Annotated in this window: 23 protein-coding genes and 1 pseudogene; 14 read left to right on the top strand and 10 right to left on the bottom strand. The window is 67.5% G+C overall.

The window, feature by feature from the left end; genetic code table 11:
• The first annotated feature begins 3 nt into the window (after nt 1–3).
• A complete protein-coding gene (locus E4341_RS00890) occupies nt 4–651 on the top strand; it encodes a transmembrane anchor protein (RefSeq protein WP_165114401.1) in 648 nt (215 codons plus the stop codon).
• Between the two features lie 66 nt (nt 652–717).
• Here E4341_RS00890 and E4341_RS00885 read toward each other — a convergent pair whose 3' ends face one another.
• Nucleotides 718–2,049, bottom strand: coding sequence for an MFS transporter (locus E4341_RS00885; RefSeq protein WP_165114398.1), 1,332 nt, complete (start codon nt 2,047–2,049; stop codon nt 718–720).
• 66 nt (nt 2,050–2,115) lie between these two features.
• On the opposite strand from E4341_RS00885, the gene E4341_RS00880 reads away from it, so the two are divergent.
• Entirely contained in the window at nt 2,116–2,391 is a 276-nt protein-coding gene (locus E4341_RS00880; protein ID WP_165114395.1) for a metal-sensing transcriptional repressor, read from the top strand.
• Between the two features lie 148 nt (nt 2,392–2,539).
• The gene (gene chrA, locus E4341_RS00875; protein ID WP_165114370.1) at nt 2,540–3,730 is read left to right on the top strand and encodes a chromate efflux transporter; all 1,191 of its coding nucleotides are present in this window, start codon (nt 2,540–2,542) and stop codon (nt 3,728–3,730) included.
• On the opposite strand, the pseudogene E4341_RS15455 reads toward chrA, so the two are convergent.
• Together E4341_RS15455 and E4341_RS00860 are read right to left on the bottom strand one after the other, a co-directional pair.
• A pseudogene (locus tag E4341_RS15455) lies at nt 3,690–4,259 on the bottom strand (GrpB family protein). The gene chrA and the pseudogene E4341_RS15455 sit on opposite strands and share 41 nt — an antisense overlap.
• Nucleotides 4,260–4,469 carry a helix-turn-helix domain-containing protein gene (locus E4341_RS00860; protein WP_165114356.1) on the bottom strand — a complete coding sequence of 70 codons (210 nt, stop codon included), beginning with the start codon at nt 4,467–4,469 and terminating at the stop codon, nt 4,260–4,262.
• Nucleotides 4,470–4,734: 265 nt separating this feature from the next.
• Between E4341_RS00860 and E4341_RS00855 the strand changes: the two genes are divergently transcribed.
• Nucleotides 4,735–5,484 (top strand): hypothetical protein, encoded by a 750-nt coding sequence (locus E4341_RS00855; protein ID WP_165114349.1) that lies wholly within the window; start codon nt 4,735–4,737, stop codon nt 5,482–5,484.
• Nucleotides 5,485–5,657: 173 nt separating this feature from the next.
• Here E4341_RS00855 and E4341_RS00850 read toward each other — a convergent pair whose 3' ends face one another.
• The gene (locus E4341_RS00850; RefSeq protein ID WP_165114342.1) at nt 5,658–6,122 is read right to left on the bottom strand and encodes a hypothetical protein; all 465 of its coding nucleotides are present in this window, start codon (nt 6,120–6,122) and stop codon (nt 5,658–5,660) included.
• 293 nt (nt 6,123–6,415) lie between these two features.
• Nucleotides 6,416–8,467 carry an OPT family oligopeptide transporter gene (locus E4341_RS00845; RefSeq protein WP_165114339.1) on the bottom strand — a complete coding sequence of 684 codons (2,052 nt, stop codon included), beginning with the start codon at nt 8,465–8,467 and terminating at the stop codon, nt 6,416–6,418.
• A 121-nt stretch (nt 8,468–8,588) separates the two neighbouring features.
• Between E4341_RS00845 and mutM the strand changes: the two genes are divergently transcribed.
• The 4 genes from mutM to E4341_RS00825 are packed head-to-tail and all read left to right on the top strand — an operon-like array spanning nt 8,589 to nt 11,713.
• On the top strand, nt 8,589–9,452 hold the full coding sequence (mutM, locus tag E4341_RS00840; protein ID WP_165114323.1) for a bifunctional DNA-formamidopyrimidine glycosylase/DNA-(apurinic or apyrimidinic site) lyase: 864 nt from the start codon (nt 8,589–8,591) through the stop codon (nt 9,450–9,452).
• Nucleotides 9,453–9,470: 18 nt separating this feature from the next.
• Nucleotides 9,471–9,914: a hypothetical protein gene (locus E4341_RS00835; protein ID WP_165114320.1), complete on the top strand. Its 444-nt coding sequence runs from the start codon at nt 9,471–9,473 to the stop codon at nt 9,912–9,914.
• A 59-nt stretch (nt 9,915–9,973) separates the two neighbouring features.
• The gene (locus tag E4341_RS00830) at nt 9,974–10,762 is read left to right on the top strand and encodes an enoyl-CoA hydratase-related protein (RefSeq protein WP_165114317.1); all 789 of its coding nucleotides are present in this window, start codon (nt 9,974–9,976) and stop codon (nt 10,760–10,762) included.
• A 51-nt stretch (nt 10,763–10,813) separates the two neighbouring features.
• Nucleotides 10,814–11,713 carry an alpha/beta fold hydrolase gene (locus E4341_RS00825; RefSeq protein ID WP_240893591.1) on the top strand — a complete coding sequence of 300 codons (900 nt, stop codon included), beginning with the start codon at nt 10,814–10,816 and terminating at the stop codon, nt 11,711–11,713.
• Between the two features lie 3 nt (nt 11,714–11,716).
• Here the strand turns inward: E4341_RS00825 and E4341_RS00820 are convergent, their stop codons facing one another.
• The 3 genes from E4341_RS00820 to E4341_RS00810 form a co-directional block, all read right to left on the bottom strand.
• Nucleotides 11,717–13,891, bottom strand: a complete 2,175-nt coding sequence (locus E4341_RS00820) for a protein-disulfide reductase DsbD (protein ID WP_255491262.1) — start codon at nt 13,889–13,891, stop codon at nt 11,717–11,719.
• A gap of 85 nt (nt 13,892–13,976) precedes the next feature.
• A complete protein-coding gene (locus tag E4341_RS00815; RefSeq protein WP_165114311.1) occupies nt 13,977–14,405 on the bottom strand; it encodes an OmpA family protein in 429 nt (142 codons plus the stop codon).
• A 131-nt stretch (nt 14,406–14,536) separates the two neighbouring features.
• A complete protein-coding gene (locus tag E4341_RS00810) occupies nt 14,537–14,887 on the bottom strand; it encodes a glycine zipper domain-containing protein (protein WP_055754593.1) in 351 nt (116 codons plus the stop codon).
• A gap of 142 nt (nt 14,888–15,029) precedes the next feature.
• Here E4341_RS00810 and E4341_RS00805 point away from each other — a divergent pair, with 142 nt between their 5' ends.
• Together E4341_RS00805 and E4341_RS00800 are read left to right on the top strand one after the other, a co-directional pair.
• The gene (locus tag E4341_RS00805) at nt 15,030–15,965 is read left to right on the top strand and encodes a diacylglycerol kinase family protein (RefSeq protein ID WP_153923523.1); all 936 of its coding nucleotides are present in this window, start codon (nt 15,030–15,032) and stop codon (nt 15,963–15,965) included.
• Nucleotides 15,965–16,816 (top strand): metallophosphoesterase, encoded by an 852-nt coding sequence (locus E4341_RS00800; protein ID WP_165114308.1) that lies wholly within the window; start codon nt 15,965–15,967, stop codon nt 16,814–16,816. Before E4341_RS00805 ends, E4341_RS00800 begins: the two co-directional genes overlap by 1 nt.
• 166 nt (nt 16,817–16,982) lie before the next feature.
• Here E4341_RS00800 and E4341_RS00795 read toward each other — a convergent pair whose 3' ends face one another.
• Complete coding sequence (locus E4341_RS00795) at nt 16,983–18,428, bottom strand: AMP nucleosidase (protein WP_165114305.1); 1,446 nt, start codon at nt 18,426–18,428, stop codon at nt 16,983–16,985.
• Nucleotides 18,429–18,556: 128 nt separating this feature from the next.
• Here E4341_RS00795 and E4341_RS00790 point away from each other — a divergent pair, with 128 nt between their 5' ends.
• Both E4341_RS00790 and E4341_RS00785 read left to right on the top strand, forming a co-directional pair.
• Nucleotides 18,557–19,807 (top strand): multidrug effflux MFS transporter, encoded by a 1,251-nt coding sequence (locus tag E4341_RS00790; RefSeq protein WP_165114300.1) that lies wholly within the window; start codon nt 18,557–18,559, stop codon nt 19,805–19,807.
• A 62-nt stretch (nt 19,808–19,869) separates the two neighbouring features.
• Nucleotides 19,870–21,822, top strand: coding sequence for a M1 family metallopeptidase (locus E4341_RS00785; protein WP_165114297.1), 1,953 nt, complete (start codon nt 19,870–19,872; stop codon nt 21,820–21,822).
• Nucleotides 21,823–21,824: 2 nt separating this feature from the next.
• Here the strand turns inward: E4341_RS00785 and E4341_RS00780 are convergent, their stop codons facing one another.
• Complete coding sequence (locus tag E4341_RS00780; RefSeq protein WP_165114293.1) at nt 21,825–22,256, bottom strand: DUF488 family protein; 432 nt, start codon at nt 22,254–22,256, stop codon at nt 21,825–21,827.
• Between the two features lie 115 nt (nt 22,257–22,371).
• On the opposite strand from E4341_RS00780, the gene E4341_RS00775 reads away from it, so the two are divergent.
• Entirely contained in the window at nt 22,372–23,349 is a 978-nt protein-coding gene (locus tag E4341_RS00775; RefSeq protein WP_165114289.1) for a complex I NDUFA9 subunit family protein, read from the top strand.
• An 84-nt stretch (nt 23,350–23,433) separates the two neighbouring features.
• The gene (gene recQ / locus E4341_RS00770; RefSeq protein ID WP_165114286.1) at nt 23,434–25,311 is read left to right on the top strand and encodes a DNA helicase RecQ; all 1,878 of its coding nucleotides are present in this window, start codon (nt 23,434–23,436) and stop codon (nt 25,309–25,311) included.
• The last annotated feature ends 4 nt before the right edge of the window (nt 25,312–25,315 follow it).

Below are 25,315 nucleotides of genomic sequence, written 5' to 3'. Positions count from 1 at the left end.
CTCATGTATAACGCAAACCGTCCCACCAAAGCCGACCTGCCGTCCACGGGCCAACTGCTGAAGTCCACCGGCATCGCCGCCGTCGTCGCCTCCGCGCTCCTGGTCACGGTCGTTCTGCCCGCCGAATACGGCGTCGATCCCACTCGCATCGGTTCGGTGTTCGGCCTGACGGAAATGGGGCGCATCAAGGTCTCCCTGGCCGCTGAAGCCAAGGCGGACGAAGCCGCCGACGCCGCAGCAGCTGCCGCGACGCCGGTCGCAACCGCCCCTGCGCCCGCCGTGCTCGCGGGCGCCGCTCAGCCCGCCGCCGCCCCTGCGACGCCGGCTGGCGCCGGTCAGCGCACTGACGAAACCGTCCTAACGCTCCAGCCCGACCAGGGCGCCGAGATCAAACTGGTCATGGAAGAAGGCGCCAAGGCGCAGTTCACCTGGACCAGCAGCGGCGGCAAGATCAACTTCGACACCCATGCCGACCGCCCCGGCGTCTCCTACCATGGCTACGGCAAGGGCTCGTCCCAGAGCGAAACCGGCGTCCTGACGGCGGCCTTCACCGGCAGCCACGGCTGGTTCTGGCGCAACCGCAACGGCGAGCCGGTCACCATCACGCTAAAGACCGAGGGCGCATACACCGAGGTCAAACGCGTCGTCTGACGGTAATCACGACCGATGAGGCAGGGGCGCGCCGTTTTGCGGCGCGCCCTCATTCCTTTACGGCGCCTACCGACGCTGCTTCGGCCACCGGCGGTGATTGTCGTCAATCACGACAGGGTGGGCGTGCGAAACGCCGGCTGCATCGGGACGCATCCCTTCGTTGAGATGCTCGTGGTCCGGTTCCAGTTCATTGTGGTGGTGCAGCAGGTTCAGCGGATCATGAGCGGGCCAGATGATCAGCGCCAGAAGTGCGCCCAAGCCGCACAGCGCCGCGAGCACGACAAAAGCGGCCTGAGGATCGGCCTCGGCCGACACCAGTCCCGCCACCGGATAAGCGATCAGCCAGCAGGCATGCGACAGGGCGAACTGGGCCGCGAACAGCGCCGGACGTTCGCCGGCCGTCGATGAGCGGCGCAAGGCTCGACCAGCAGGGGTGATGGTCAGTGAGTAGCCGAAGCCCATGATGATCCAGAGCGTGATCAGCACCGGATAGCTGCGTGCGAACAGAGCGCCGGCGATCAGCACCGCCGTCATCAGCAGCGCGCCCGCAACCATGGCGCTGCGGTCGGTCACGCGCTCCAGGGTCTTGGGCAAGAGCACCGCCGCCGTCATCGACCCGCCCCCGAACGCGGCCAAGGCCCAAGCGGTCGCCTGTTGCGACAGGCCGAAGTTCGACTGCACCAGGACGACCGTATTGACGAAGACCATGGCGCCGCCGGCCGCTGTCGCCAGGCTGACCGCCAACAATCCGCGCAGCCTTGGCGTCAGGGCGAACAGCTTCACACCTCCTGTCAGGCGGCGCAGGAACGGCAGAGTCTGGGCCGTCGACAGCCTAGGCAGGACCGCCGTCACGACGAAGCCGGCGGACAGGATGAAGCCCAGCGCGGTTCCGACGAACAGGTTGTGATAGCTGATGACCGACAGCAGGACGGCCGCCAGCACGGGACTGGCGACGCTCTCGAGGTCGGAGGCCAGCCGGGAAAGCGACAGCGCCTTGGTGTATTCGCCCTCGTCGTCCAGCAAGTCGGGGATCATGGCCTGGAAGGCCGGGGTAAAGGCGGCGGAAGCGACATAGAGCACCGTCATCAGGCCATAGACCTGCCAGGCCTCGCTGACGAAAGGCAGGGAGGCCGCGACGGCGGCGCGCACCACATCCAGCGAAACCAGTAAGGTCTTGCGCGGCAGCTTGGCGGCCAGGGCGCTGGCGAAAGGCGCCACGCCGACATAGGCGATCATCTTGATCGCCAGGGCGACGCCGAGGATTGCACCGGCTCCAGCCCCCGCCAGATCATGGGCGAGCAAGCCCAGGGCCACGGTCGCCATGCCGGTGCCGAGCAGGGCCGCGACCTGGGCGATGAACAGGTGGCGATAGGCGGCGTTCCGGAGCGGGGAGAACATCAGGGGCCTTTCCCATGCGGCGTTTCGACGTTTGACCTATCCCTACCAGGGGGATAGGTCAAACCCGTGGCACACATCTCTCATGCGTCTCATCCGGAAGTCATCAAGCGCCTCAAACGCGCCGAAGGGCATCTGCGTACGGTCATCCAGATGATGGAGGACAAACGCGCCTGCCTTGACCTGGCCCAGCAGCTTCACGCCATCGAGAAGGCTGTCGCGGCGGCGAAGAAGACCCTGATCCACGACCACATCGACCACTGCCTGGCCCACGCCGCCGACGGCGACCCAGTCGAGGCGAAGCAGGCGATGGCGGAGTTCCGCGAGATCACGAAGTACCTGTAGCGGACGGCCGTTCTGAAGCGCGGCCGCTGCCTGCCAATTCGCCGCTGGTGAAGCTAGTATGGCGTGCGCGCGGTCGCGGCCGCGCGCTGGGGCGACGCATCATACGCCGCCTTGTCGTCAGTGTCCGCGCGACCAGTGAGACAAGGCCATGACCGTTTCTTCCGACGCCCTTAGACCGCCCCGCCTGACCCTGGCGGCCCTGTTCCTCAAGTTTCTGCGGTTTGGTTTCTTGGCGTTCGGCGGCCCCGTGGCCCAGATCGCCATGATCCGCCGCGCCCTGGTCGACGAAGAGCGGTGGATTTCCAGTTCGCGCTTCAACCGGCTTCTGGCCGTAATGCAGGCGCTTCCCGGCCCCGAAGCCCACGAGTTGTGCGTCCACATGGGCATGATGGCGCGCGGGCGGATCGGCGGCCTGCTTGCAGGCCTCGGCTTCATGGCGCCCGGCTTCGTCCTGATGCTGGCGGCGGCATGGCTCTATGAGCGCTTCGTCGCCGGCCAAACCGGCCTGAGCGGGCTGTTGCTTGGCGTTCAGATTGTCGTGGTCGCCATCATAATCCGCGCCGTCCAGCGCATCGGCGCTCATGTGCTGGAAGACCGATTGTTGTGGATGCTGGCGATCGGCGCCTTTGTCGCCTCCCTGCTGCACGCGCCCTTCTGGATACCGCTTGTCGCGTGCGGCCTGATCTACGCCATGGAACAGCGCCCGTGGGCGGCCGCCGCCATCGCCGCAGCCGCTGTGCTCATCGCCATCCTGCCAGGCGTCAGCCTGGATGTCACACCGCCTGCGATCACGATCTCATCCGAGCCGTCGCCTCAACTCATCGCCCTCTTCATCGCCGGATTGAAGGGCGGCCTGTTGACGTTCGGCGGCGCCTACACCGCCATCCCCTATGTGCGGGCCGACACGGTGGGGCGCGGCTGGCTGCCGGACGGGGTCTTTCTGGACGGCGTGGCGATCGCTGGCGTCCTGCCGGCGCCCCTGGTGATCTTCGGCACCTTCACCGGCTACGTCGTCGGCGGGTGGTTCGGCGCCCTGGCGGTAACCGCCGGGATTTTCCTGCCCGCCTTTGCCTTCTCCATGGTGCTGTTCAACCACCTGGAGGCCGTGGTCGAGAATCCGGCGCTGCACCGGCTCCTGGCTGGCGTGGCGGCCGCCGTCGTCGGCGTGATCGCCGCCACCTCGCTTCAACTGGCCTGGACCACGGCCCGCTCGGCGCCGTCGTTATGGATCGCCGGAGCGGTCTTCATCGTCGCCCTGGTCGCCGCCTGGCGGATCAAACCGCGCTGGACGCCTATCCTCATTCTGGGCGGTGCGGTGGCTGGATGGATCGCGCTCTAGCGATCGACGGGCCACGCCCCATCTGTCGCCAAGCCGCAGCCTCCGCGTTCAGTTCTTCGACAAAGGCCGCCTTCCCATCCTGATAGGTCGCGCCGTTCGATCCCGGACCGGCCACGATCCGCGCCTTCAGGGCCGAATAGGCTGCAGCGCGATCTGGAAAGGCCAGTAGGTAGTCGCGAAAGGCCAGGTGACGTGCGATCTGCGGCGCCCCGGTTTCGAACACATGCAGATGATGGGTTCGTGTACCGTCAGGCGCGTTCTTGCGAAAATAACGCCGACCTTCGATCCCGTGAGCCCCCATCGCCTCGTAGCCGATCGCCACCAGGCGCTATGCGGATTGATCGATGGCCTGAAGGCAGGAAGTTTCCCCCAGGATGTCGATGATCGGCTTCGCCAGAATGCCTGGCACAGCCGTGCTGCCGATGTGGTGAAGCGTCATATCGGCCGGAGCAATAGCGGTCCTGACTGCACGCGCCTCCACCTCGAAGGCCGGAGCCCAAGTCGGATCGTGGGGAAGGACCAACGTCATCTAACGAGCGGCATAAAACTCGGTGGGATGGACACCCAGCACTTCAGCCAGCTTCCCGAGAATCGCCACCGTCGGATTGCCTTCACCGCGTTCAATGCGACCCAGGTGGCGCATCGCCAAGCCCGCTTCGCCTGCCAGCATCTCTTGGCTCAGCCCGCGTTCCTTGCGGATGCGTCTGATATTTGCGCCGACGATCTTCTCCCATTCCATCGGGGCGATGGTGTTAGCGGAGCGATAACCTCTCTAGGACATTTATGTCCTATTCTTCGTGAGGGGGGATTATGGGATGTCTGGCGGGTCTGATGTTCGGCGCGGTTGGCTTTTTCGTCGCCGGCCCGATAGGCGCGATCATCGGTCTGCTCATCGGCATCCTTGGAGCCGTAGGAGCAAAACGCCGATGAGAAGATTGCTCGCTCTGATAAGCGCTGGGGCGCTGCTGGCCGGCTGTACCACCACGCCGCCGCCGGAGGTGCGGATGATCCCCACCGCTGACCACGGCGTGGGCGTTCGCTTCTCGCGCGGCAACGCCCTGATGGTGTCGAACGGGCCGTCCGGCGCGATCATGCTGCTGCCGGTGCGCTACAACGACAGCCAAAAATTCTACTTCTCGATCGCCGCCTTCAACACCTCGGGCTATCCGATCAATATCGGCGCTGAGGATGTGCGCCTCTATCTGGATGGCCAGCCCTACAGCGTTCAGGACTTCGACTACCTGCGCCACACGGCGCGCATGACCGCCCAGCGCAAGATGAACCTGGCCTGGGCCGACGCGGCGGTGGAGTACTTCCTGACCGTCCAGGAGTTGGAGGACCATCCGCGCCGCCACGAGATCGCCTACCGCAGCGCTTCGGGGCAGTTGCAGACGTCGCACGACCACATCCAGCGGCGCCTCGGTCAGACCATCTCCACCCTGGGCCGAACCATGCTGGAGACGACCACCATCGACCCCGGCACGACCCACGGCGGTGCCATCCTGGCGAAACAAGTCGTCATTCCCGACGGCATGATCCGCGACATGGTCATTGAGGTGCGATTCGGCGGCTTCCCACACCGCTTCCGACTGAACCTGGCTCCGTCGGGCACCTATGCGCCCACGCCGGTCGACATCCCGGCCGTCCCAGCCCAGGTCACGCAGGGGCTAATGCGCACCAGTGAGACCTGGCACTGGACCGAAGGCCCGCCGCCATCGCCTACGATCTTCAAGCGCATGCCAGTGATCGAGTAGGTCGCGCGATCAGCAACCGATCAGCGCTCGCAACACGAGCGACGCTTCTTTGCCCTGAGCGATCGGGCGTCCATTGTGAAGCCCGACGAACCCAACGCCCCCGGCAGGGGCGGGCGTGATCTCCAGCAGGTCGTCACCCTTGGACAAAACCAAGGGATACAGGCACGGATTAGTCATTGAACAACATCCCACAGTTGGGCGAACCCGTCCTTTCCGACAGGATGCAGCACGCCCTGATTTCGTTGATTTCGAAGACAAGCGCGCACGCGTTTCAGCATGACGTCGAGTTCGACCGCGTTCTCGATGCACATGCCGCGCCGCTTCATGACGCGCTCGGTGATCGTTCTGGGCGGTAGCGGTTGATCAGCTTCCCGCAGCACATCCAAGAGGATGTTTGTAACCTCGCCTTTCTGCGAGCGCTTTAATGACGGACGGCTTGGGCGGATTGCGCTGATATCCACGGAAGCGTCAAGAAGCCGAATGGCCGCTTCAATATGAGCCAGGTCAGCCGTCAACTTCTGCACGGTTGACCTCGCATGGGTGACGTCGCCAGCGATCTCAGCGTACTTGCGCACGAGCGCATGCAACGCCAGCTGACTGTTAGCACCTGGGGGCACTAGGCTTTGTCTTGTCGGCATATCTCCTGTCCTACGTGACACGCTCTGCCGATCAGGTGCGTGGCGACCTGATGCTTCCCGCAAAGCGTTGCTCGCAGGACGGAATGTACAAAAGATCCCGTTAAATCAGAAACTTATTTAGGTGCGTTTGCTACCCAATGCCGCAAGCGACCGGGTGGGGGCGGCCAAGCAAGGCCGCAACTGCCTAACCCCATGACATACTTGCGACGTGTCGCCCTGCCGCCCCCGCCCGGCTTCGCCTTCGGCTCAGCCACCCTCCCCCGCAGGGGGGAGGGAGAGGCGTCCGTGCCACCCTAGACCTTCGAAGCCCGGCTGCGCGTCCAGGCGTACAAGCCGAACACCGCGACAGCGAAGCCGACGATGCCCGCCAGCATGGCCGGCCACGCCGATCCTTCGGGCAGCATGGCGAAGGGCGCGTCGTCCCGGGTCGCCACGATGACGCCGGCGGTGAAGACGCCGAACAGGCTTTCACCCACGATCAGGCCCGAGGCCAGCAGCACGCCCATCCGGCGCGCCACGTCGGCGTAGCGGGTGGACGAGACCGCCTTGTCGTAGATCCAGCCGGCGACGGCGCCGATGACCAGCATGGTGGTCACCGCAGCCGGCAGATAGAAGCCGATGCCGACGGCCAGCGGCGGCAGCTTGACCTTGCCCTTGGTCGCCTTCGACACGACCGCGTCCAGCACGATGATGACCACGCCGATCGCCGCGCCCAGACCGATCAGGTCCCAGCGCAGGTCGCCGCCAATGACGCCGCGAGCCAGGGCCGAGATCAGGGTCGCCTGGGGCGCCGCTAGGGTCTTGGCGCCTTCCACGATGGCGGGCGGGCCGCCTTCGAAGCCGAAGGCCTGGTTCAGCAGGTTCAGGATGAAGGGGATCACCAAAGCGCCGGCGCCGACACCGACGATCAGCGCCACCTGCTGGCGCCACGGCGTGGCCTCGACCAGCTGGCCGGTCTTCAGGTCCTGGAGGTTGTCATTGGCGATGACGGCGACGGCGAAGACCACCGCCGTCACGATCAGGGCGAAGGCGATGATCGACGGATCGGCCGGCACGCCGGCGATGGCCATGACACCCAGCATCAACAGGGAGGCGATCACGATGGCCAGGATGCCGACGCCCGACACGGGGCTGTTCGACGAACCGATCAGACCGGCCATATAGCCGCAGATGGCCGCCACGGCGAAGCCGATCAACACCACATAGACCAGGCCGCCGATCACCAGCAGCGGCGTCGATCCCGCCAGGGCCGGGGCGCTCTGGGCGAACCAGGCCAGGAGGCCGGCGATGCCGACCAGGCAGGCGACCGAAACGCCGCCCACCAATTTGATGGGCAGGTCCTGCTCGGTGCGCTCAAGCACTTCGCCGTGGGCGCGTTTGGCGTTAGCGGCCAGCGCCGAAGTCAGGCCGCCGATCAGCGGACCGGCCAGTTTGATCAGGGTCCATATGGCGGCGACGCCGATGACGCCCGCGCCCATGAACCGCACTTCGCGCGCCCAGACGGTTGTCGCCAGCTCCTCGGCCGGCGCGCCGGCGGGCAGGGTCGAGGCGATCGACGGAATGCCGTGCGCCGTCAGCCACGCGATGGTGTCCGGGCTGGTCAGGATCGGCACAGCGATGGCCCAGGCCAGCACCAGGCCGAACAGCTGCGCCAGACCGACCGTCAGGCCGATCAGGTGACCGGCGCCTAGCAGGGCGAACTGCATGCCAAAGCCCATGCCGGTGGCCCCGCCGCCCAACGCGGCCGGCAGCTTGAAGAACTTGGCCGCTTCGCCCGCAAAGACCCGACCCGCGACCAGCAGGGCGTAGCCGGACGACACCACAGCGCCGGCGACCACGACCCACAGGCCCGACTTGTTCTCGCGCACCGCGCTTTCGGTCTGTTCGGCCCCACGCGAGCCGACCTTTAGCACCTCGGCGGCGGCGATGCCTTCGGGGTAGGGCAGCCCGCCGTTGACGACCAGCGCCCGGCGCAGCGGGATCGAGAAGGTCACGCCCAACACGCCGCCCAGGATGCAGATCGCCACCGACTGCCAGAACGGAAACTCCAGCCACCAGCCGATCATCACCAGGCCCGGCAGGACGAAGATGATCGAACTCATGGCCCCGCCGACCGAGGCCACGGTCTGGACGGTCATATTCTCCCAAATGGTCGAGGTGCGGAACGCCCGCAGCACCGCCATCGAGATCACCGCCGCCGGAATGGCCGAGGCGAAGGTCAGGCCGACCAGCAGGCCCAGATAGGTGTTGGCGGCGGTGAAGATCACCGCCAGCAGGCAGCCCAGCACCAGGGCGCGGAGCGTAAGTTCTAGCCGGCCCTTGGGGGCGGCGGCGGCGTCTGTCATATGCGAGGTCCCACGTTTGCGCGGACGTAAGCGCATTCTGTCGCAGGCGGCAACTGGTCGCGGTCAGATGCGGACGCCCCCGCCGCTTGGCCCCGCGACCCGGACGGGCTAGGACCGGCCCATGCCCGAACTTCCCGAGGTCGAAACCGTCCGACGCGGCCTGACGCCGGTGCTGGAGGGCGCGCGGCTGTCACGGGTCCGGATCAACCGGCCCGACCTGCGATTTCCCTTCCCCGAGCGTTTCGTCGAACGGCTGGAGGGGGCGACGGTCCTGCGGATCGACCGGCGGGCCAAATATCTGCTGATGCCGTTGTCCACCGGCGAGACCTGGATCACCCATCTGGGCATGACCGGCCGCTTCACCCTGGACGGAACCCTTCTGGGCGAGTTCGAGGAGGCCGCGCCCATCGCCGGCAAGCACGAGCATTTCAGCGGCTGCGCCATCCGCGATGGGGCGGCGACCCGCATCGGATACGCCGACGCGCGCCGGTTCGGCTTCATGGGCCTGATCTCTAGCGATCAGGTCGAAACCCATCCCTGGTTCGCCGGCTTGGGGCCCGAGCCGCTGGGCAACGGCTTTTCCGGCGCCCATCTGGTCGAGGCCTTCGCGGGCAAAAAGCAGAACATCAAGGTCAGTCTGCTGGACCAGCGGATCGTCGCCGGCCTGGGCAATATCTATGTGTGCGAGGCCCTGTACCGCGCCCGCATCTCGCCCTTGGTCGCGGCTGGATCGGTGTCGAAGGCGCGGCTGGAGCGTCTGGCGACCGAGGTTCGAAACGTCCTGAACGACGCCATCGCGGCGGGCGGCTCGACCCTGCGCGACTTCGCCAACGCCGAGGGCGGCCAGGGCTATTTCCAGCACCGGTTCGACGTCTATGGCCGCGAAGGCGAGCCTTGCCGAGGCGACAAATGCACCGGCGTCGTCGCCCGCATCGTCCAGGGCGGCCGTTCCACCTTCTACTGCCCCTCCTGCCAGAAGCGATAAGCCTTCGAGGTCCGACCCATGCGCAAAATCCACTTGTGGATCAGTCTGATCGTCGGCGTCCTGGTCTGGGGCGCCTATTTCGTCCACTTCGTCCAGGGCTTGCGCGACGGCGACCTCGGCGACCTGATCTGGTGGTTCGTCGCCGCCCTGGTCGTCGCCGCCGTCGCCGAGGCCGCCGCCACCGGCCTGATCGCCCGGCTGTTCCGCCGCCGCGCCCGCGTGCTGGACGAGGGGCCGACGCTTCAGGCGGCGTTGAAGGCGGGTCATGTCGCCCTGATGCTGCTGGTCGGCCTGGTCCTGATCTCGGCGCTGATGCTGGCCCTGTCGTCCGTCTTCGGCTGGACGCTGGACCTGTCGGGCGCGCGGGGCCAGGTGATCGCCGCCAATCTTCTGCTGGGCATGGTGGTCGTGGTCGAACTGGTCCGCGCCGCCCTGACCCTGGCGCTGATGCCCCGACGATAGCGCCTGCGCTAGCGGGCCCCGCCTCGCGCCTGTATGACCGCCGTCAAAGGAGACCGACCATGGCCGACGCCTATTCCAACCTGCTGATCGAACGCCACGCCGACGGCTATGCGGTGGTGACCCTGAACCGGCCCGAGGCGCTGAACGCCCTGAACGCGGCCCTGTTCAAGGATCTGGCCGACTTCCTCGACAGCGTCGAACAGGATGACAGCGTGCGCTGCCTGATCCTGACCGGCTCAGGCGAAAAGGCCTTCGCCGCCGGCGCCGACATCAAGGAGATGGCGGACCAGACCTATGCCCAGATGTACATGGGCAACTATTTCGCCCTCGGCCACGACCGCATCACCCGGTTCAGAAAGCCGATCATCGCTGCGGTCAACGGCTTCGCCCTTGGCGGCGGCTGCGAACTGGCCATGCTGTGCGACTTCATCGTCGCCTCTGACAAGGCGAAGTTCGGCCAGCCCGAGATCAACCTGGGCGTCGCGCCGGGCATCGGCGGCTCCCAGCGCCTGACCCGTCTGGTGGGCAAGTCCAAGGCCATGGACATGGTCCTGACGGCCCGGATGATGGATGCGACGGAGGCCGAACGCGCCGGTCTGGCCTCGCGCGTCTTCCCGCAGGACACCCTGCTGGATGAAACCCGCCAGATCGCCGCCAAGATCGCCTCGCAAAGCCCGCTGGCGGTCATGGCCAACAAGGAGATGGTCAACGCCGCGCTGGAGACGACCCTGACCCAAGGCGTCCAGTTCGAACGCCGCCTGTTCCACTCCCTGTTCGCCTTCGAGGACCAGAAGGAGGGCATGTCCGCCTTCGTCGAAAAGCGCAAACCCGAGTTCAAGGGGCGATAGGTCGCACGCACGCGTCAACCGATCGCCGTGATCGGGCGTTAGAGGCGGATGATGATCCGCCTTTTCGCCTCGCTCCTTGCGACCCTGTTCGTTCTCGCCCCGGTCGCCGTCCAGGCCCAATCCCAGACCCAAGCTCAGGCTCCGGCCTTCAGCTCCAGCCGCATCATCGTCGAGACGCGCGGGCGGGGGCCGGACATCATCTTCATCCCCGGCCTGGGTTCGACCGGCTCGGCCTGGCGTTCGACGGCGGATCGGCTCGATAACCGCTATCGGGTGCATCTCGTCACCCTGCGCGGCTTCGGCGAGACCCAGATCGGCGACAATGTCAGCGGCGGTCTGGCCGGCCCCGCCGCCAGCGAGATCGAACGCTACATCCGCGAGCAGCGCATCGACCGTCCCGCCGTGATCGGCCATTCGCTGGGCGGCCAGATCGCCCTGCGCGTCGCCGCCGATATGGGCGACCGGATCGGGCGCGTCATGGTGGTCGATTCCTCCCCCTTCTTCCCGTCCCTGATCGACGCGCGCACCACATCGGATCAGGTCGAGCCCCTGGCCCGGCTGGGCTATCAGGCCCTGCTCCTGTTCGGCGATCAGGCGCTGAAGTCCCAGGTCGCGGCCTTCGGCGTGGACATGGGTCTGGCCGGCGACATGGTGTTCGAGGGGCTGGGACTTCAGGGCGGCGACCGGCGCGTCCTGGCCCAAGGCCTGTATGAGGCCCTGACCGTCGATCTGCGCCCCCGCCTGTCTGAGATCACCGCCCCGGTCACCGTCGTCTATGGCTGGACCCGCGATTCCGATGCGCCTCGCAACCGGCTGGAGGGTCTGTATCGCTACGGCTTCGAAGGCCTGGCGCGCCCGGTCCGGTTCGAACGGATCGAAGGCGCCGAACATCAGGTGATGATGCAGCAGCCGCAGCGGTTTCTGGCGGCGGTGCAGCGGTTCCTGAGCTGACGCTCAATCCTTCAGCGCATCCACGATGACGCCCTCGGTCAGCAGTTGCGGCAGGATTTCCGGCTCGGCCCGACCCGGTCGATACAGCAGATACAGCGGCACGCCCGATCGCCCGTGCGCCTGAAGCTCACGCGTGATGGCGTCGTCGCGCCGGGTCCAGTCGCCGACCAAATAGGCGGCGTTCGCTTCGCGCATCGCCTTGGCGACACGCGGCGAAGATAGGGCCGCGCGCTCGTTGATCTTGCACGTCACGCACCAGTCGGCGGTCAGATTGACCAGCACGGGGCGTCCCGAGGCCGTCGCTGCATTCACCGCCGCCGCCGACCAGGGCTGGGCCGCCAGCGGGCCGCTGTCGCCTTGCGGCGCGGCGTCCGCACTCCGCGCTGCACCGGCCGCGACGTCTGCCAGGCCCAGCGCCAGAACGCCGACGACGATCGCGCAGATCGTGGTCAGGATCGGACGTTCATCACGCTGGCGCGCCGCTTGCGCCAGGCCTGTCAGCCAGGCCGCCAGGGCCAGCAGCAGCGCCGCCGTCAGCAGCAGGCCCAAGGCGTCGACGCCGCTCTGTCGCGTGAACACCCACAGCAGCCACAGCGCCGCGCCATACATGGGAAAGGCCAGCAGACCTTTCAGCCGCTCCATCCAGACGCCCGGTCGCGGCAGGCGCGACAGCAGGCCGGGCGACAGGCTGACCGCCAGATAGGGCAGGGCCAGACCCAGCCCCAGCATCAGGAACACGGCCAGCGCCATCGGCCAGGACAGGACCAGAGCCGCGCCGAGCGCTGCGGCCATGAAGGGCGCGGTGCAGGGCGCTGCAACGACCACGGCCAGCACCCCGGTGAAGAAGGCGCCCGCCGATCCGGGCAGGCGCGACAGGGGGCCAGACCCCGCGTTCTGCAATCCGGCGCCCACATGGAAGACGCCCGACAGATTCAACCCGACCAGCAGCATGACCAGGGCCAGGGCCGCGACCACGCCCGGCGACTGAAGCTGGAAGCCCCAGCCGATCGCCTGACCCGCCGCCCTGAGCGCCAGCAGAACGCCGGCCAGAACCAGGAAGCTGACCAGCACCCCGGCGGTGAAGGCCAAGCCGTCGCGCCGCGCCCGCGCCGGATCATGCGCCGCCGCCGACAGCGACGCCGCCTTCATCGCCAAAACCGGGAAGACGCAGGGCATCAGGTTCAGCACCAGCCCGCCCAGCAGCGCCAGGCCCAGGGCCTGAAGGAAGACCAAAGCGCCGGTCTTCGCCGGCGCGGCCGTGGTTTCGTCCAGCGGTTTCAGCGCCGCGCCACCTTGGGCGGCTGCCAGAGGCGCGCCCGGCTCCGCCGTGATCTCCCACGCGCCCTTGTCGGTCGCCAGGACCCCGCTCAGCGCCGTCTGCGTGGCATCCTTGCCGGCCGTCAGCGTCAGGGTCAGGCCATTGGGCCCCCGCTGACCCGACTGCGACGCCGCGTGGTCGATGCGCCCGCCGTTGAAAGGATAGAAATAGACTTGGCTGATGTCGGCGCCCGCCTGGTCACCAGATAGGGGGCCGCCGGTCGCGGTCAGGATCAGCTGGCCGCCCTGACGCGTGACGCGCGCCTCGATCCCGGCCGGTCGCGGCGCGGTTTCGACCAGCCGCTCGATTTCTTCACCCCAGGGTTTGGCCAGCGGCGCTGCGCCCTCGCGCACCGGCAGGGCCAGCGACAAGGTCATCGGCTCGGGCACGCACATCTGGTCGCTGCACACCAGAAACAGCACATCCGTCGTCAGGGTCAGCACTTCGCCCGGCCGCGCCGTCGGCGGCACGTGGATCGGCACGGGCAAGAGCACCGCGCCCGAATAGCCATAGTTCATCAGGCTCATCAGCCGCTGCCGGCTGGGCAGGGGCCACAGGATCGGATCGGCGCTCACCCCGGCGGGCAGGGTCCAGATCAGGCTGGTCGCACCGCCGCTGTCGCCGGGATTGCGCCAATAGGTGTGCCAGCCGGGCGCGATCTTCTGGCGGACCGCCACCACGGTCGTCGAACCGGGCGCGACCCATTGCGACATCGGGACCAGTTCGGCCTCGATACGCTCGGTCCGCTGCGGTCCGAAGGCGACGACGCCCGTGGGCTGGCTCTGCACCGGCTGGGCGACGGCCGCCGAAACGCCCGTCAAACTGAACAGCAGGCCGAGGAGAAGAGCGAAGAGGCGCAAACGCGTGTTCCGGCAGGCGAGGGGAGCGCCGCAACCTAATGCGTCACGCGTCCCCGCGCCATCGCTGCGCCCGCCCCCGCGTCGATCAGCGCGGATAGGCCTCGTAGATCACTTCCGCACGGCGCCGCAGCGGTTCGTCATTGCCGGCTGCGGTCGTGGCGCCCGCATCGCCCGCAGCGTTCAGCTCGAAGATCGGCGCGGGCATGCCCGCCTGGGTCAGCGCCTCGACCACCGTCCGCGCGCGCCGCTGCGACAGGTTCAAATTGGCTTCGGGCGTTCCCGTGGCGTCGGCCAGGCCCACCACGCGGACCTTACGCACGTCGCAATCCTTGGCCTTGCTCGCCGCCGCCTTCAGCACCATCGCCGCGGGCTCGGTCAGCCGCGCCTGATTCTCCAAGAAGTAGATATCGAAACGCCCCGGCGCGCACAGCGATTCGCCCACCACCAGCGCTTCGCGCTTGGGCATCGGCGTGCACGCCGCCAGCATTCCCACGGCCGCCACAGCCAGACCCATCGATCGCTTCATCTCAGCCCTCCTCCGGCTCGGCCGGCCCATTACGCAAAAGAGGCGGCCCGTCGTCCGACAGGCCGCCTCTTCAACCTAGCGCCGGTCGCGGACCTTCGCGACCGGCATTTGATCACTGATCAATAACGGCGCTGACCATTGTCCCAGTAGCACTCGTCCTGGCGATTATCGTAGCAGTAGTAGTAACGGCCTTGATTGTCGCGGTAGCGCTGCTGGTTGTTGCGGTCCTGGTTCGAGCCGCGGATGGCGCCGGCCGTGCCGCCCAGTGCGCCGCCGATCAGGGCGCCGGTCGCAGCGTTGCCGCCGCCGACGTTGTTGCCGATGATGGCGCCGGCGACGGCGCCCAGGCCGGCGCCGATGGCACCTTGGCGGACGGTTTCATTCGAGCCGTTGTTATAGCCGTACGGGTCGCTGGCGCAGGCCGAAGCCAGCAGGCCGGCGCCGGCAATCGCGATAATCGCCTTTTTCATGATGAATTCCTTTGTCCCTGGGTGTTGGCCCCTGTGGGCAGGAAACGTGTCCTCGCGGCATAGGTTCCGCGTCGGCAGACTGCATCCGCAACTATGGTGACGCTTGGGCGGAACGACGGCGCCTGCGGGGCGTTCGGCCGCCATGACCGATGTCGCCCACCCCCCCTCCGATGCAGACGACAAAACTGCGTTGACGCCCCATGCCCAGATCCGGCACGCCGTGATGCTGGTCAATCCGCTGTCTGGAAGCGTGGGGCCCCGCGCCGCCGGCGAGGCCGAAGCCCTGTTGGGGCAGTATGACCTCAAGGCCGAGGTCGTGTCGTTTGAAGGAGGCAACTTCGACCAGATCATCGCCGACGCCTTCGCCGCCAAGCCGGACGTGATCTTCGTTCTGGCCGGCGACGGCACGGCGCGCTCGGTGGCGTCCAAGGCCAAGCCGGACGGTCCGATGATCGCCCCCCTGCCGGGCGGCACGATGAACATGTTGCCCAAGGCGCTGTACGGCACCGCCGACTGGAAACTGGCGCTGAAGCGGGCGCTGGAGGAGGGCGAACCTCAGGCCGTTTCGGGCGGCGAGGTTCAGGGCGAATACTTCTATTGCGCCGCCATTCTGGGATCGCCGGCGCTTTGGGCCCCGGCGCGCGAGGCGATGCGGACCGGCAAGATCAAGCTGGCCTGGCAATATGGCCGTCGCGCCCTGAAACGCGCCTTCTCCGGCCGTCTGCGCTTCACCCTGGATGGCGGCGAGAAACGCCGGACCGAGGCTCTGGTGCTGATCAGCCCGATGATCTCCAAGGCGATGGAGGATCCCATCGGACTGGAGGCCGCGGCCATGGACCCCAGCGACACAACCCAGGCCTTCCGCCTGGCTGCGACAGCCTTGTTCAGCGATTGGCGCCAGGATCCGGCCGTCTCGACCCGCCCGGCGAAACGGATCGAGGTGCGCGCCCGCTCGAAAATTCCGGCCGTGATCGACGGCGAGCCGCTGCTGCTCAAGCCCGAGGCCGTGATCCGCTTCGTGCCCAAGGCCTTCAAGGCGCTGGCGCCCAAGCCGCCTTCGGCCGAGGACAGCATCTAGTGGGCCGCGTTCTTCAGTTCTCCGACGTCCATTTCGGCTGCGAGCACAAACGCGCCTGCGCCGCCGCTCTGGACTACGCCCACGCCACGCCGAACGATCTGGTTCTGATCACCGGCGACATCACCCAGAAGGGGTTTCCCGACGAGTTCAAGGCCGCCGGCGAATGGATGCGGGCCATGCCCGAGCCGCGCTTCGTCATCGTCGGCAATCATGACGTGCCCTATTGGGACGCTATCGCGCGGGTCTTCCATCCCTGGCGGGCGTTCGAGACGGCGACCGGCTTTCCGGCCCACGACGGCCAGTTCTGCAGCGATGCGGTCATGGTGCGCGGCGTCGTCACCGCGCGCGGCTGGCAGGCGCGCCCCAACTGGTCGAAGGGCGTCATCGATCTGGACCAGACGCGGCGTGCGGCCGAGGCCCTGCGTCAGGCGCCGATCGGCGCGCTGCGGATTCTGGCCTGTCACCATCCGCTGATCGAGATGGTCGGCACGCCGATGACCGGCGACGTCAAGCGCGGCGACGAGGCGGCCCTGATCTTCGCCGAGGCGGGGGTCGATCTGATCATGACCGGCCACGTCCATGTGCCATTCGCCATGCCGATCCCGCTGGCGGATCGTTGCTCCTACGCCGTCGGCTGCGGAACCCTGTCGCACCGTGAGCGCGGCGCGCCGCCCGGCTTCAATCAGATCGACTGGGACGCCAAGACCATCACCGTGACGGCCCTGGCCTGGGATGGAACCAGCTATCGCTCACACCAGGTGTGGCGACTGCCGCGCCGTCAGGATACCCGTAAGGCGACCACCGCGCCCAGCCCGGTCGAGCCCGGCGCGCTGGAGAAGGCGGCGGTCTGAAGACCTCAGATCCGTCCCCTCCCTGCGAAGCGGGGAGGTGGCTCGAAGCGTAGCGGAGAGACGGAGGGGTTTCTTGCTGCATCGCAGCGCCGGTGCGACTTCAAGAGCCCTCCACCCCGCTTCGCGCGGTCCCCCTCCCCACGCTGTGGGGAGGAGACGGCTGGGATCAACGGAACGGCGGCTCGTCGAAGGCGCGCAGTTTGCGTGAGTGCAGCTTGGAGCCTTCGCTGCGCATCAGGTCGACCGCCTGGATGCCGATCTGCAGGTGTTCGGAGATCGAGCCTTCGTAGAAGCGGTTGGCCTGACCCGGCAGTTTGATCTCGCCGTGCAGCGGCTTGTCCGACACGCAAAGCAGCGTCCCGTAGGGCACGCGGAAGCGATAGCCCTGGGCCGCGATGGTGGCGCTTTCCATGTCGATGGCGACGGCGCGGCTCTGGTTGAAGCGCAGGGCCGACTTGGAATAGCGCAGCTCCCAGTTCCGGTCGTCGGTGGTGACGACAGTGCCGGTGCGAAGCCGCAGCTTGACCTCGTCGCCCGGCATGCCGCTGACCGACTTGGTGGCGTCATAGAGCGCGCGCTGGACCTCGGCGATGGAGGGGATGGGGATGTCGGGCGGCAGCACCGCGTCCAGCACGTGATCGTCGCGCAGATAGGCGTGGGCCAGCACATAGTCGCCGATGGTCTGGCTGGCGCGCAGGCCGCCGCAGTGACCGATCATCAGCCAGACGTGCGGACGGGTGACGGCCAGGTGGTCGGTGATCGTCTTGGCGTTGGACGGGCCGACGCCGATGTTGACCAGGGTCACGCCCTTATGGCCCGGCGCGGTCAGGTGATAGGCCGGCATCTGGTGCTTCTTCCAGGCCGTGTCGCTGATCGCCGCCTCGGGGTTGGGCGTATCGCGCGTGATCACCACGCCGCCGGCGCAGGACAGGGTCTGATACGGCGAGCCGGGCGTCCGAAGCTGCTCGATGGCCCAACGCACGAACTCATCGACGTAACGATTGTAGTTGGTGAACAGGACATAGGACTGAACGTCGTCCACCGGCGTGCCGGTGTAGTGTTTCAGCCGCGCCAGCGAGAAGTCTGTCCGCAGGCCGTCGAAGTGCGACAGGGGGAAGTCGCCGCCCATTTCGAACAGACCATCGGCGATTTCGTCGCCGATATGGGCGAGGTCCGTGGTCGGGAACCAGCGCGCCAGGGCGGCCGTCATCGATCGGTCCAGCGCGACCTCCAGCCCGTCCGTCACATAGGGGAAGGGGATTTCCTGGCGCGACAGCCCGACCTCGAAGGTCGCGGCGTATTCCTGCTCCAGCAGGCCGAGCTGTTCGGTCAGATAGGGGCGGAAAAGGTCCGGTCGCGTGACCGTGGTCGAATAGCTGCCCTGTCTCGACAGCCGGGCGTAGGCGCGCGGCTCCAGGTCCTGGGGGCGATCCCCGTCCCAGCGGATGCGAAGTTCGGGATAGGCGAACACCCCTTCGGCGCGTTTGACCGGATCGGGCCGCGCGCCGGTGTTGACGAAATCCCGCACGGCGTCGCGCAGGTTGGTCACGGATTGGGTGTAGAGGGTTTCGAGGCGGTCCAGCGCCGCCTGTGCTGTCATCTGTTCTGTCATGACTTCCTCTAGCGAAGCTTCGCGGCTTTGGCGAGGCGCCGGCCGTTCAAACCCGATTTCGCTGCATTGCAGCAATTTATGACGGGCGTACGGTTGCGGATCGGGGCGTGACGGCGCATCTGGCCCGGATGTCTTCTTCCCTTGCGTCAGCGCCCGCCAAGAAGGAGCTCGGCTTCGTCGAGTTCGTCTGCCTCATCGCCCTGATGATGGCGCTGAATGCGCTGGCGATCGATTCCATGTTGCCGGCCCTGCCGCACATCGGCGCCGACCTGAACGTGGCGACCGACAACGACCGACAATGGGTGGTGACGGCCTATCTGCTGGGCTTCGGCGGGGCGCAGCTGTTCTATGGTCCGTTGGCGGATCGGTTTGGCCGAAAGCCCGTCCTGCTGTTCGGCGTCGGCGTCTATGTGATGTTCAGTCTGCTGGCGACCCTGGCGCCGACCTTCGAGACGCTGATCATGGCGCGCGTTGGCCAAGGTCTGGGCAGCGCCTGCACCCGCGTGCTGGCCGTCTCCATCGTGCGCGACCGGTATGAGGGACGCACCATGGCGCGGGTCATGTCGTTCAGCTTCCTGGTCTTCCTGGGCGTGCCAATCCTGGCGCCGTCGCTGGGACAACTGATCATGCTGGTCGGACCGTGGCGCTGGATTTTCGCCGGGCTGGGCCTGATCGGGGTCGGCCTGATCGTCTGGGCCAGCTTGCGCCTGCCCGAGACGCTGAAGCCCGAGGATCGGCTGCCCATTCAGGTTAAGCGTCTGACGGCGGCCTACAAGATCGCCCTGACCGACCGCACCGCCGTCGGCTACACCCTGGCCATGACGGCGATCACCGGGGCCCTGTTCGGCTTCATCAACTCGTCGCAGCAGATCTTCGCCGACGTCTTTCACGCCGAGGCGGCGTTTCCGGCGGTGTTCGCGCTGATCGCGGGCGGCATCGCCGTGGCCTCGATCGTTAATGCGCGGCTGGTGGTGAGGCTGGGTTCGCGCAAGATTTCGCACACCGCCCTGATCGGCTTCACCAGCATCGCCGCCATCCATGCGGTGGTGGCGATCAGCGGTCATGAATCGATCTGGACCTTTGCGGTGCTGCAGACCCTGACCATGTTCTGTTTCGGCCTGATCGCGGGCAATTTCGGATCGATGGCGATGGAGACGATGGGCAAGATCGCCGGCACGGCGGCCTCGATCCAGGGGTTCGTCTCCACCATCGTCGGCTCGCTGCTGGGCTTTGCGGTGGGCCAACAGTTCAACGGCACGACCATTCCGATGTCGGTCGGCTTCACTGTCTTTGGCTTGGTCGCCCTGGGCTGGGTGCTGTTCGCCGAGCGGGGACGGCTGTTCCGGGCCCATCACGCGCCGGTCGCCGCCAAGGCTTGATCTTTTTCGCGTTTCCGCGCGTTCTCCGGGCCAATCGTCAAGATCAGCCCAGGAAAACCTCGATGACGCGCAAAGCGCTCGGTCTCGTCTCCGCCCTCGCCCTGGCCGCCGCCATGGGTCTGAGCGCCTGCTCCACCACGACGGGAGGGTCGGCCATGACCCCGCCCGCCATCGCGCCGGCGCCCGGCCCCGAAGCGGTGGACGTCCACACCCATGCCCGGCCCGAGATCGCCCGCGTCGTCGATGTGGCTCTGGACCTGACCGCCGACTTCAACGCCAAGACCCTGGCGGGCACGGCGACCCTGGACATCCTGGCGATCCCGGGCGCCAACGAGATCGTGCTGGATATCCGCGATCTGGACATTCAGGACGTGCGCGACGCGGCGGGCCAGCCGCTGCGCTATGTCGTGGGCGACAACGACCCGATCCTCGGCCAACCGCTGACGGTCTATTTCCCGGCCTTCGCCGCCAATGAGCGGCGCAAGATCACCATCCGCTATTCCACCCGCCCGAACGCGGCGGCGCTGCAATGGCTGAACCCCAGCCAGACGGCGGGCGGACAGAAGCCCTATCTGTTCAGCCAGGGCCAGGCGATCCTGACCCGCACCTGGGTGCCGACCCAGGACAGCCCCGGCATCCGCCAGACCTATTCGGCCCGCATCACCGCGCCCGAAGACCTGACGGTGGTCATGAGCGCCGACCATCTGACGCCGAACGGCGAGCGGGCCGCAAACGGGATGAAGACCTGGCGCTTCCGGATGGACAATCCGATCCCGCCCTATCTGATCGCGCTGGGCGTCGGCGACATCGCCTTTGCGCCGTTCGACGGCCGCACCGGAGTCTGGACCGAGCCCAGCCGCCTGCGCGCCGCCCAGTGGGAGCTGGAACCGACCGCCCAGATGGTGACGGCGGCCGAGAAGCTGTACGGCCCGTATCGCTGGGGCCGCTACGACCTCTTGGTCCTGCCGCCCTCCTTCCCGTTCGGCGGGATGGAGAACCCGAAACTGACCTTCGCCACCCCGACCATCATCGCCGGCGATCGCTCGCTGGTGTCGCTGGTCGCGCATGAGCTGGCGCACTCCTGGTCGGGCAATCTGGTCACCAATGCGACCTGGAACGACTTCTGGCTGAACGAGGGCTTCACCGTCTATTTCGAGAACCGGATCATGGAGTCGGTCTATGGCCATGACCGCGCCATGCAGGAGCAGGTGCTGGGCTGGGACAGCCTTCAGGACACGCTGAAGTCCCTGCCGGCGGCGGACACCCGCCTGCATCTGGACCTGAAGGGCCGCGACCCCGACGACGGCATGAACGACATCGCCTATGAGAAGGGCGCCCTGTTCCTGCGGACCATCGAACGCACCGTCGGGCGGGATCGGTTCGACGCCTGGCTGCGCGGCTATTTCGACCGCAACGCCTATCGTCCCATGACCACGGCCATGTTCCTGCAAGACATCCGCGACAACCTGATCAAGGGCGACGCGGCGCTGGAAAGTCAGCTGCAGATGGACGCCTGGGTCTATCAGCCCGGCCTGCCGTCCAACGCCGTGGCGCCGGTGTCCCATGCCTTCGAGCCGGTGGATGCGGCCGCCGTCGCCTTCTTCAAGGACAAGGGACCGGCATCGGCCATTCCGTGGGCGGACTGGAACACCCAGCAGCGCCAGCGTTTCCTGGGCTGGCGTCCCGAGGGTCTGCGGACAGGCGCCGACTGGCTGACGAATGCGCAACTGGCCGATCTGGAGCGGACGCTGAACCTGGCGAACGAAGGCAACGCCGAACTGACCTTCGCCTGGCTGCAGATCGCCCTGGCCCATCGGTATCAGCCGTCGGTCGCCACGGCCGAGAAGTTCCTGACCAGCCAGGGCCGTCGCAAGTTCGTCCTGCCGCTGTTCCAGACCCTGTGGAACGAGGGCGAATGGGGCCGGGGCAATGCGCGGCGCATCTACGCCGAGGCCCGGCCGCTCTATCACCCGGTCACCAGCGGTTCGGTCGATCAATTGGTCGGAAGGCCATAAGCCTAGAGGTCAATGACCGCCACGCCGGTTTCCGCCGACAGCCGTTCCGCCAGGACGGCGCGGTGGCAGCCGGCGTGATCGGCCTCGAAGCACAGCAGGGCGACGGGTTTGTCGGCCGCCAGCGCCTTCAATCGCTCGTACTCGATCTGCGCCTGGGGCTCGGCCAGGTGATCGGCGAAGATGGCGCGCATCTCTTCGACACGGCCCTTGCGCGCCGCGTCACGTCCCGCCTTGGGCGTGCCCAGCCCGCGCAGGTGGACATAGTCGATCTTTTCGGCCTTCAGGCTCTCGCCCAGGATCGTCTTGGAAAAGCCGGCGCGGCGGGACGCGGCGACCGCGCGGACATCGACCAGGGTTTGCACGCCGGCCGTCTTCAGCCGCGCGATGACGTCGGCCTGGGTCGCGCCCTCGTAGCCAATGGTGAAAAGCTTCATCCGCCTCAGATGGGCGGCCGCGCGTCGAACGCCAGCGTGACCGTGAAGGCTCGCGTTGCGGTGCGGCGCCCTATCGTCTATCCCGCCGAAACGGATTTCGACTGGAGCTTTCCCCATGGCTGACCTCGCCCCCGGCGTCGTGACCCTCTTCGGAGGTTCGGGCTTTATCGGGTCGCAGGCGGTGCGCGCCCTGGCGCGTCGCGGCTGGCGCATTCGGGTCGCCGTGCGCAACCCAGTCCTGGCGATCGAAATCCAGCCGCTGGGCGATCCCGGGCAGATCCAGTTCATGCGCTGCGACATCACCAACCCGGCGGATGTGGCGCAGGCCGTGCGCGGCGCGGACGCCGTCGTCAATCTGGTCGGCGTCCTGCATGACGCAGGCGGCAAGCGCGGCTTCGACTCCGTCCATACCGAGGCGGCCAAGACCATCGCAGAGGCCGCCAAGGCGGCGGGCGTTGAGCGCCTGGTCCAGATCTCGGCCATCGGCGCCGACGCCGCCAGCCCCTCGGCCTATGGTCGCACCAAGGCCCAGGCCGAGGCGGGCGTTCGCGACGTCTATCCGGACGCGGTGATCCTGCGTCCGTCGCTGGTGTTCGGCGCGGGCGACAGCTTCCTCAATCGCTTCGCCGCCATGGCGACGATGGCGCCGGCCCTGCCGCTGATCGGCGGCGGCGAAACCCGGTTCCAGCCGGTCTATGTCGGCGATGTCGCCGAGGCTATCGCGCGCGGCGTGACCCGCGCGGACGCCGCCGGCCGCACCTATGAACTGGGCGGGCCGAGCCTCTATACCTTCCGCGAGGTGCTGGAGCTGGTGCGTCGTGAGACGGGCCGCGACCGGATGCTGGTTTCGGTGCCCTTCATCGTCGCCAAGCCCCTGGGTTCGCTGCTGCAACTGAGCCGGTTCGTCGGCCTGACCCCGCCGCTGACGCGCGATCAGGTGCTGATGCTGGAGAAGGACAATGTGGTCGCCGCCGATGCGCTTGGCCTCAGCGATCTGGGCATCGACCATCCGGCCGGCATGGCGGCTATCGCCCCGTCCTATCTGTGGCGCTACCGCGTCGGCGGCCAGTTCGCCGAAGCGCCCGCCCACTAAACCCTCCCCCTATGACGCCGCCGCCGGTCGCCTTCGCGGCCGGCGGCGTCTTCTGTTTGGGAACAAAGAGTGCACAGCTTAAGGATGCCGGCCACGCGCCCCCAGTTTTCCTCGACCGATACGACTGACCTGAACGACGCGCGGGCGTTGTTGGCGCGCGTCTGGGGGCACTCCGACTTCCGGGGGCTGCAGGGGCAGGTGGTCGAGCAGATCCTGTCGGGCGGCGATGTGCTGGCGGTCCTGCCGACCGGCGGCGGCAAGAGCGTCTGCTATCAGATCCCGGCCATCCTGCGCCCCGGACTGGGGTTGGTGGTGTCGCCGCTGATCGCCCTGATGACCGATCAGGTGGAGGCGTTGAAGCAGCAGGGCGTCGCGGCGGCGCGGCTGGATTCCGGGGTGTCGCTGGACGAGCGCTCGGCCATCTGGGCGGCGGCGCGGTCGGGGGAGCTGGACCTGCTCTATGTCTCGCCGGAAGGCCTGGCGGCGGGGGCCATGATGGACCGGCTGGCGGAACTGCCGCTGAGCCTGATCGCCATCGACGAGGCCCACTGTGTGTCCCAGTGGGGTCACGACTTCCGCCCCGACTATCGCAACCTGGGTCTGCTGGCCGAGCGGTTCCCCGACGTGCCCCGCATCGCGGTGACGGCGACCGCCGACGCCCGCACGCGCTACGACATTCTGCGCTCGCTTCGACTGGAAGAGGCGACGGTCTTCGTCGATAGTTTCGCGCGTCCGAACCTGCAACTGTCGGCCGAGCGCAAGGAGAGCGCGTCTCGGGCCAAGACCGACGCGCGGGTCATTGAACTGGTGCGCGAACGGCGGGGCAAGTCGGGCGTGGTCTATTGCGGCAGCCGCGACGGCTGCGACCGCGTGGCCCAGGCGCTGCGCGACGCCGGGACCAACGCCATCGCCTATCACGCCGGCATGGATACGAAGGAGCGCGACCGCCGGCTGGAACGCTTCCTGGCCGAGGAGGGCGCCGTCATGGTCGCGACCATCGCCTTCGGCATGGGCGTCGACAAGGCCGATGTCCGCTTCGTCATCCACGCCGATCCGCCCGGTTCGCTGGAGGCCTATTGGCAGGAGATCGGGCGCGGCGGTCGCGACGGCGAACCGGCCGAGGGCATCACCCTGTATGGCCCGTCCGACATCGCCTGGTCCTTGCGTCGGCTGGACAGCCGCCCGATGGCCGAGGAGGTCAAACAGGTCCAGGTCAGGAAGACCCGTCAGCTGTTCGCCATGCTGGACGGCGCCGTCTGCCGCGCCCAGGCCGTGCGGCGATATTTCGGCGAGCATGACGCCCAGCCTTGCGGCGTCTGCGACATCTGCGGCGACCCGCCCCAGCTCTATGACGCGACCGTCCCGGCCCAGAAGGCGTTGGCGGCGGTGCAGCGCTTGGGCGGCCGGTTCGGGCGCAACCGCGTCGTCGATCATCTGACCGCCCGCACCAAGGACTTGCAGCCGTGGGAGCAGCAACTGTCCACCTGGGGCATCGGGCGCGAGATTTCGCTGACCAGCTGGCGCGAGATCGTCGATCATTTGCTGTTCGAAGGTCTGCTGGCCGAGGATCCTAACGACGGCAAGCCGCTGGTCGGGCTGGGCGATCCCGAAGCGGTGCGCGCCGTCTATCGCGGCGAGCGCCAGATCGAGGTGCGTCGCGCGCCTCTGAGGGCCGATACGGCCCCGCGCCGTCGTGACCGATCGGGCGAAGGGCGCAATGCGGCGCTGGAGACGATGGACGCGGACGTCCGCGCCCGGTTCGAGGCCTTGCGCGCCTGGCGCCGCGACCGCGCCTCGGAACAGCACGTCCCGCCCTATGTCATCTTCCAGGACCGGACGCTGCTGGAGATCGCCCACGCCGAGCCGGGCGACCTGAACAGTCTGGGCGCCATTTCCGGCGTCGGTCAGTCGAAGCTGGATCGCTACGGCAAGGGCGTGCTGGAGGCGCTGGCCGCTCTCTAGAAGG

The sequence above is a fragment of the Brevundimonas sp. 'scallop' genome (genome assembly GCF_011045535.1).
In the GTDB taxonomy this organism is placed as follows: domain Bacteria; phylum Pseudomonadota; class Alphaproteobacteria; order Caulobacterales; family Caulobacteraceae; genus Brevundimonas; species Brevundimonas vesicularis.
This window is presented reverse-complemented; position numbering and strand designations above follow the sequence as displayed.

Coding starts and splice junctions, on each gene's coding strand:
- mutM (WP_165114323.1), top strand. CDS start 8,589: ATGCCCGAACTTCCCGAGGTCGAAACCGTCCGACGCGGCCTGACGCCG.
- E4341_RS00815 (WP_165114311.1), bottom strand. CDS start 14,405: ATGGGTCTGGCTGTGGCGGCCGTGGGAATGCTGGCGGCGTGCACGCCG.
- E4341_RS00845 (WP_165114339.1), bottom strand. CDS start 8,467: ATGACAGACGCCGCCGCCGCCCCCAAGGGCCGGCTAGAACTTACGCTC.
- E4341_RS00860 (WP_165114356.1), bottom strand. CDS start 4,469: ATGGAATGGGAGAAGATCGTCGGCGCAAATATCAGACGCATCCGCAAG.
- E4341_RS00780 (WP_165114293.1), bottom strand. CDS start 22,256: ATGAAGCTTTTCACCATTGGCTACGAGGGCGCGACCCAGGCCGACGTC.
- E4341_RS00885 (WP_165114398.1), bottom strand. CDS start 2,049: ATGTTCTCCCCGCTCCGGAACGCCGCCTATCGCCACCTGTTCATCGCC.
- E4341_RS00790 (WP_165114300.1), top strand. CDS start 18,557: ATGTCTTCTTCCCTTGCGTCAGCGCCCGCCAAGAAGGAGCTCGGCTTC.
- E4341_RS00785 (WP_165114297.1), top strand. CDS start 19,870: ATGACGCGCAAAGCGCTCGGTCTCGTCTCCGCCCTCGCCCTGGCCGCC.
- E4341_RS00805 (WP_153923523.1), top strand. CDS start 15,030: ATGACCGATGTCGCCCACCCCCCCTCCGATGCAGACGACAAAACTGCG.
- E4341_RS00825 (WP_240893591.1), top strand. CDS start 10,814: ATGATCCGCCTTTTCGCCTCGCTCCTTGCGACCCTGTTCGTTCTCGCC.
- E4341_RS00835 (WP_165114320.1), top strand. CDS start 9,471: ATGCGCAAAATCCACTTGTGGATCAGTCTGATCGTCGGCGTCCTGGTC.
- E4341_RS00855 (WP_165114349.1), top strand. CDS start 4,735: ATGATCCCCACCGCTGACCACGGCGTGGGCGTTCGCTTCTCGCGCGGC.
- E4341_RS00830 (WP_165114317.1), top strand. CDS start 9,974: ATGGCCGACGCCTATTCCAACCTGCTGATCGAACGCCACGCCGACGGC.
- recQ (WP_165114286.1), top strand. CDS start 23,434: ATGCCGGCCACGCGCCCCCAGTTTTCCTCGACCGATACGACTGACCTG.
- E4341_RS00850 (WP_165114342.1), bottom strand. CDS start 6,122: ATGCCGACAAGACAAAGCCTAGTGCCCCCAGGTGCTAACAGTCAGCTG.
- E4341_RS00890 (WP_165114401.1), top strand. CDS start 4: ATGTATAACGCAAACCGTCCCACCAAAGCCGACCTGCCGTCCACGGGC.
- E4341_RS00795 (WP_165114305.1), bottom strand. CDS start 18,428: ATGACAGAACAGATGACAGCACAGGCGGCGCTGGACCGCCTCGAAACC.
- E4341_RS00775 (WP_165114289.1), top strand. CDS start 22,372: ATGGCTGACCTCGCCCCCGGCGTCGTGACCCTCTTCGGAGGTTCGGGC.
- chrA (WP_165114370.1), top strand. CDS start 2,540: ATGACCGTTTCTTCCGACGCCCTTAGACCGCCCCGCCTGACCCTGGCG.
- E4341_RS00810 (WP_055754593.1), bottom strand. CDS start 14,887: ATGAAAAAGGCGATTATCGCGATTGCCGGCGCCGGCCTGCTGGCTTCG.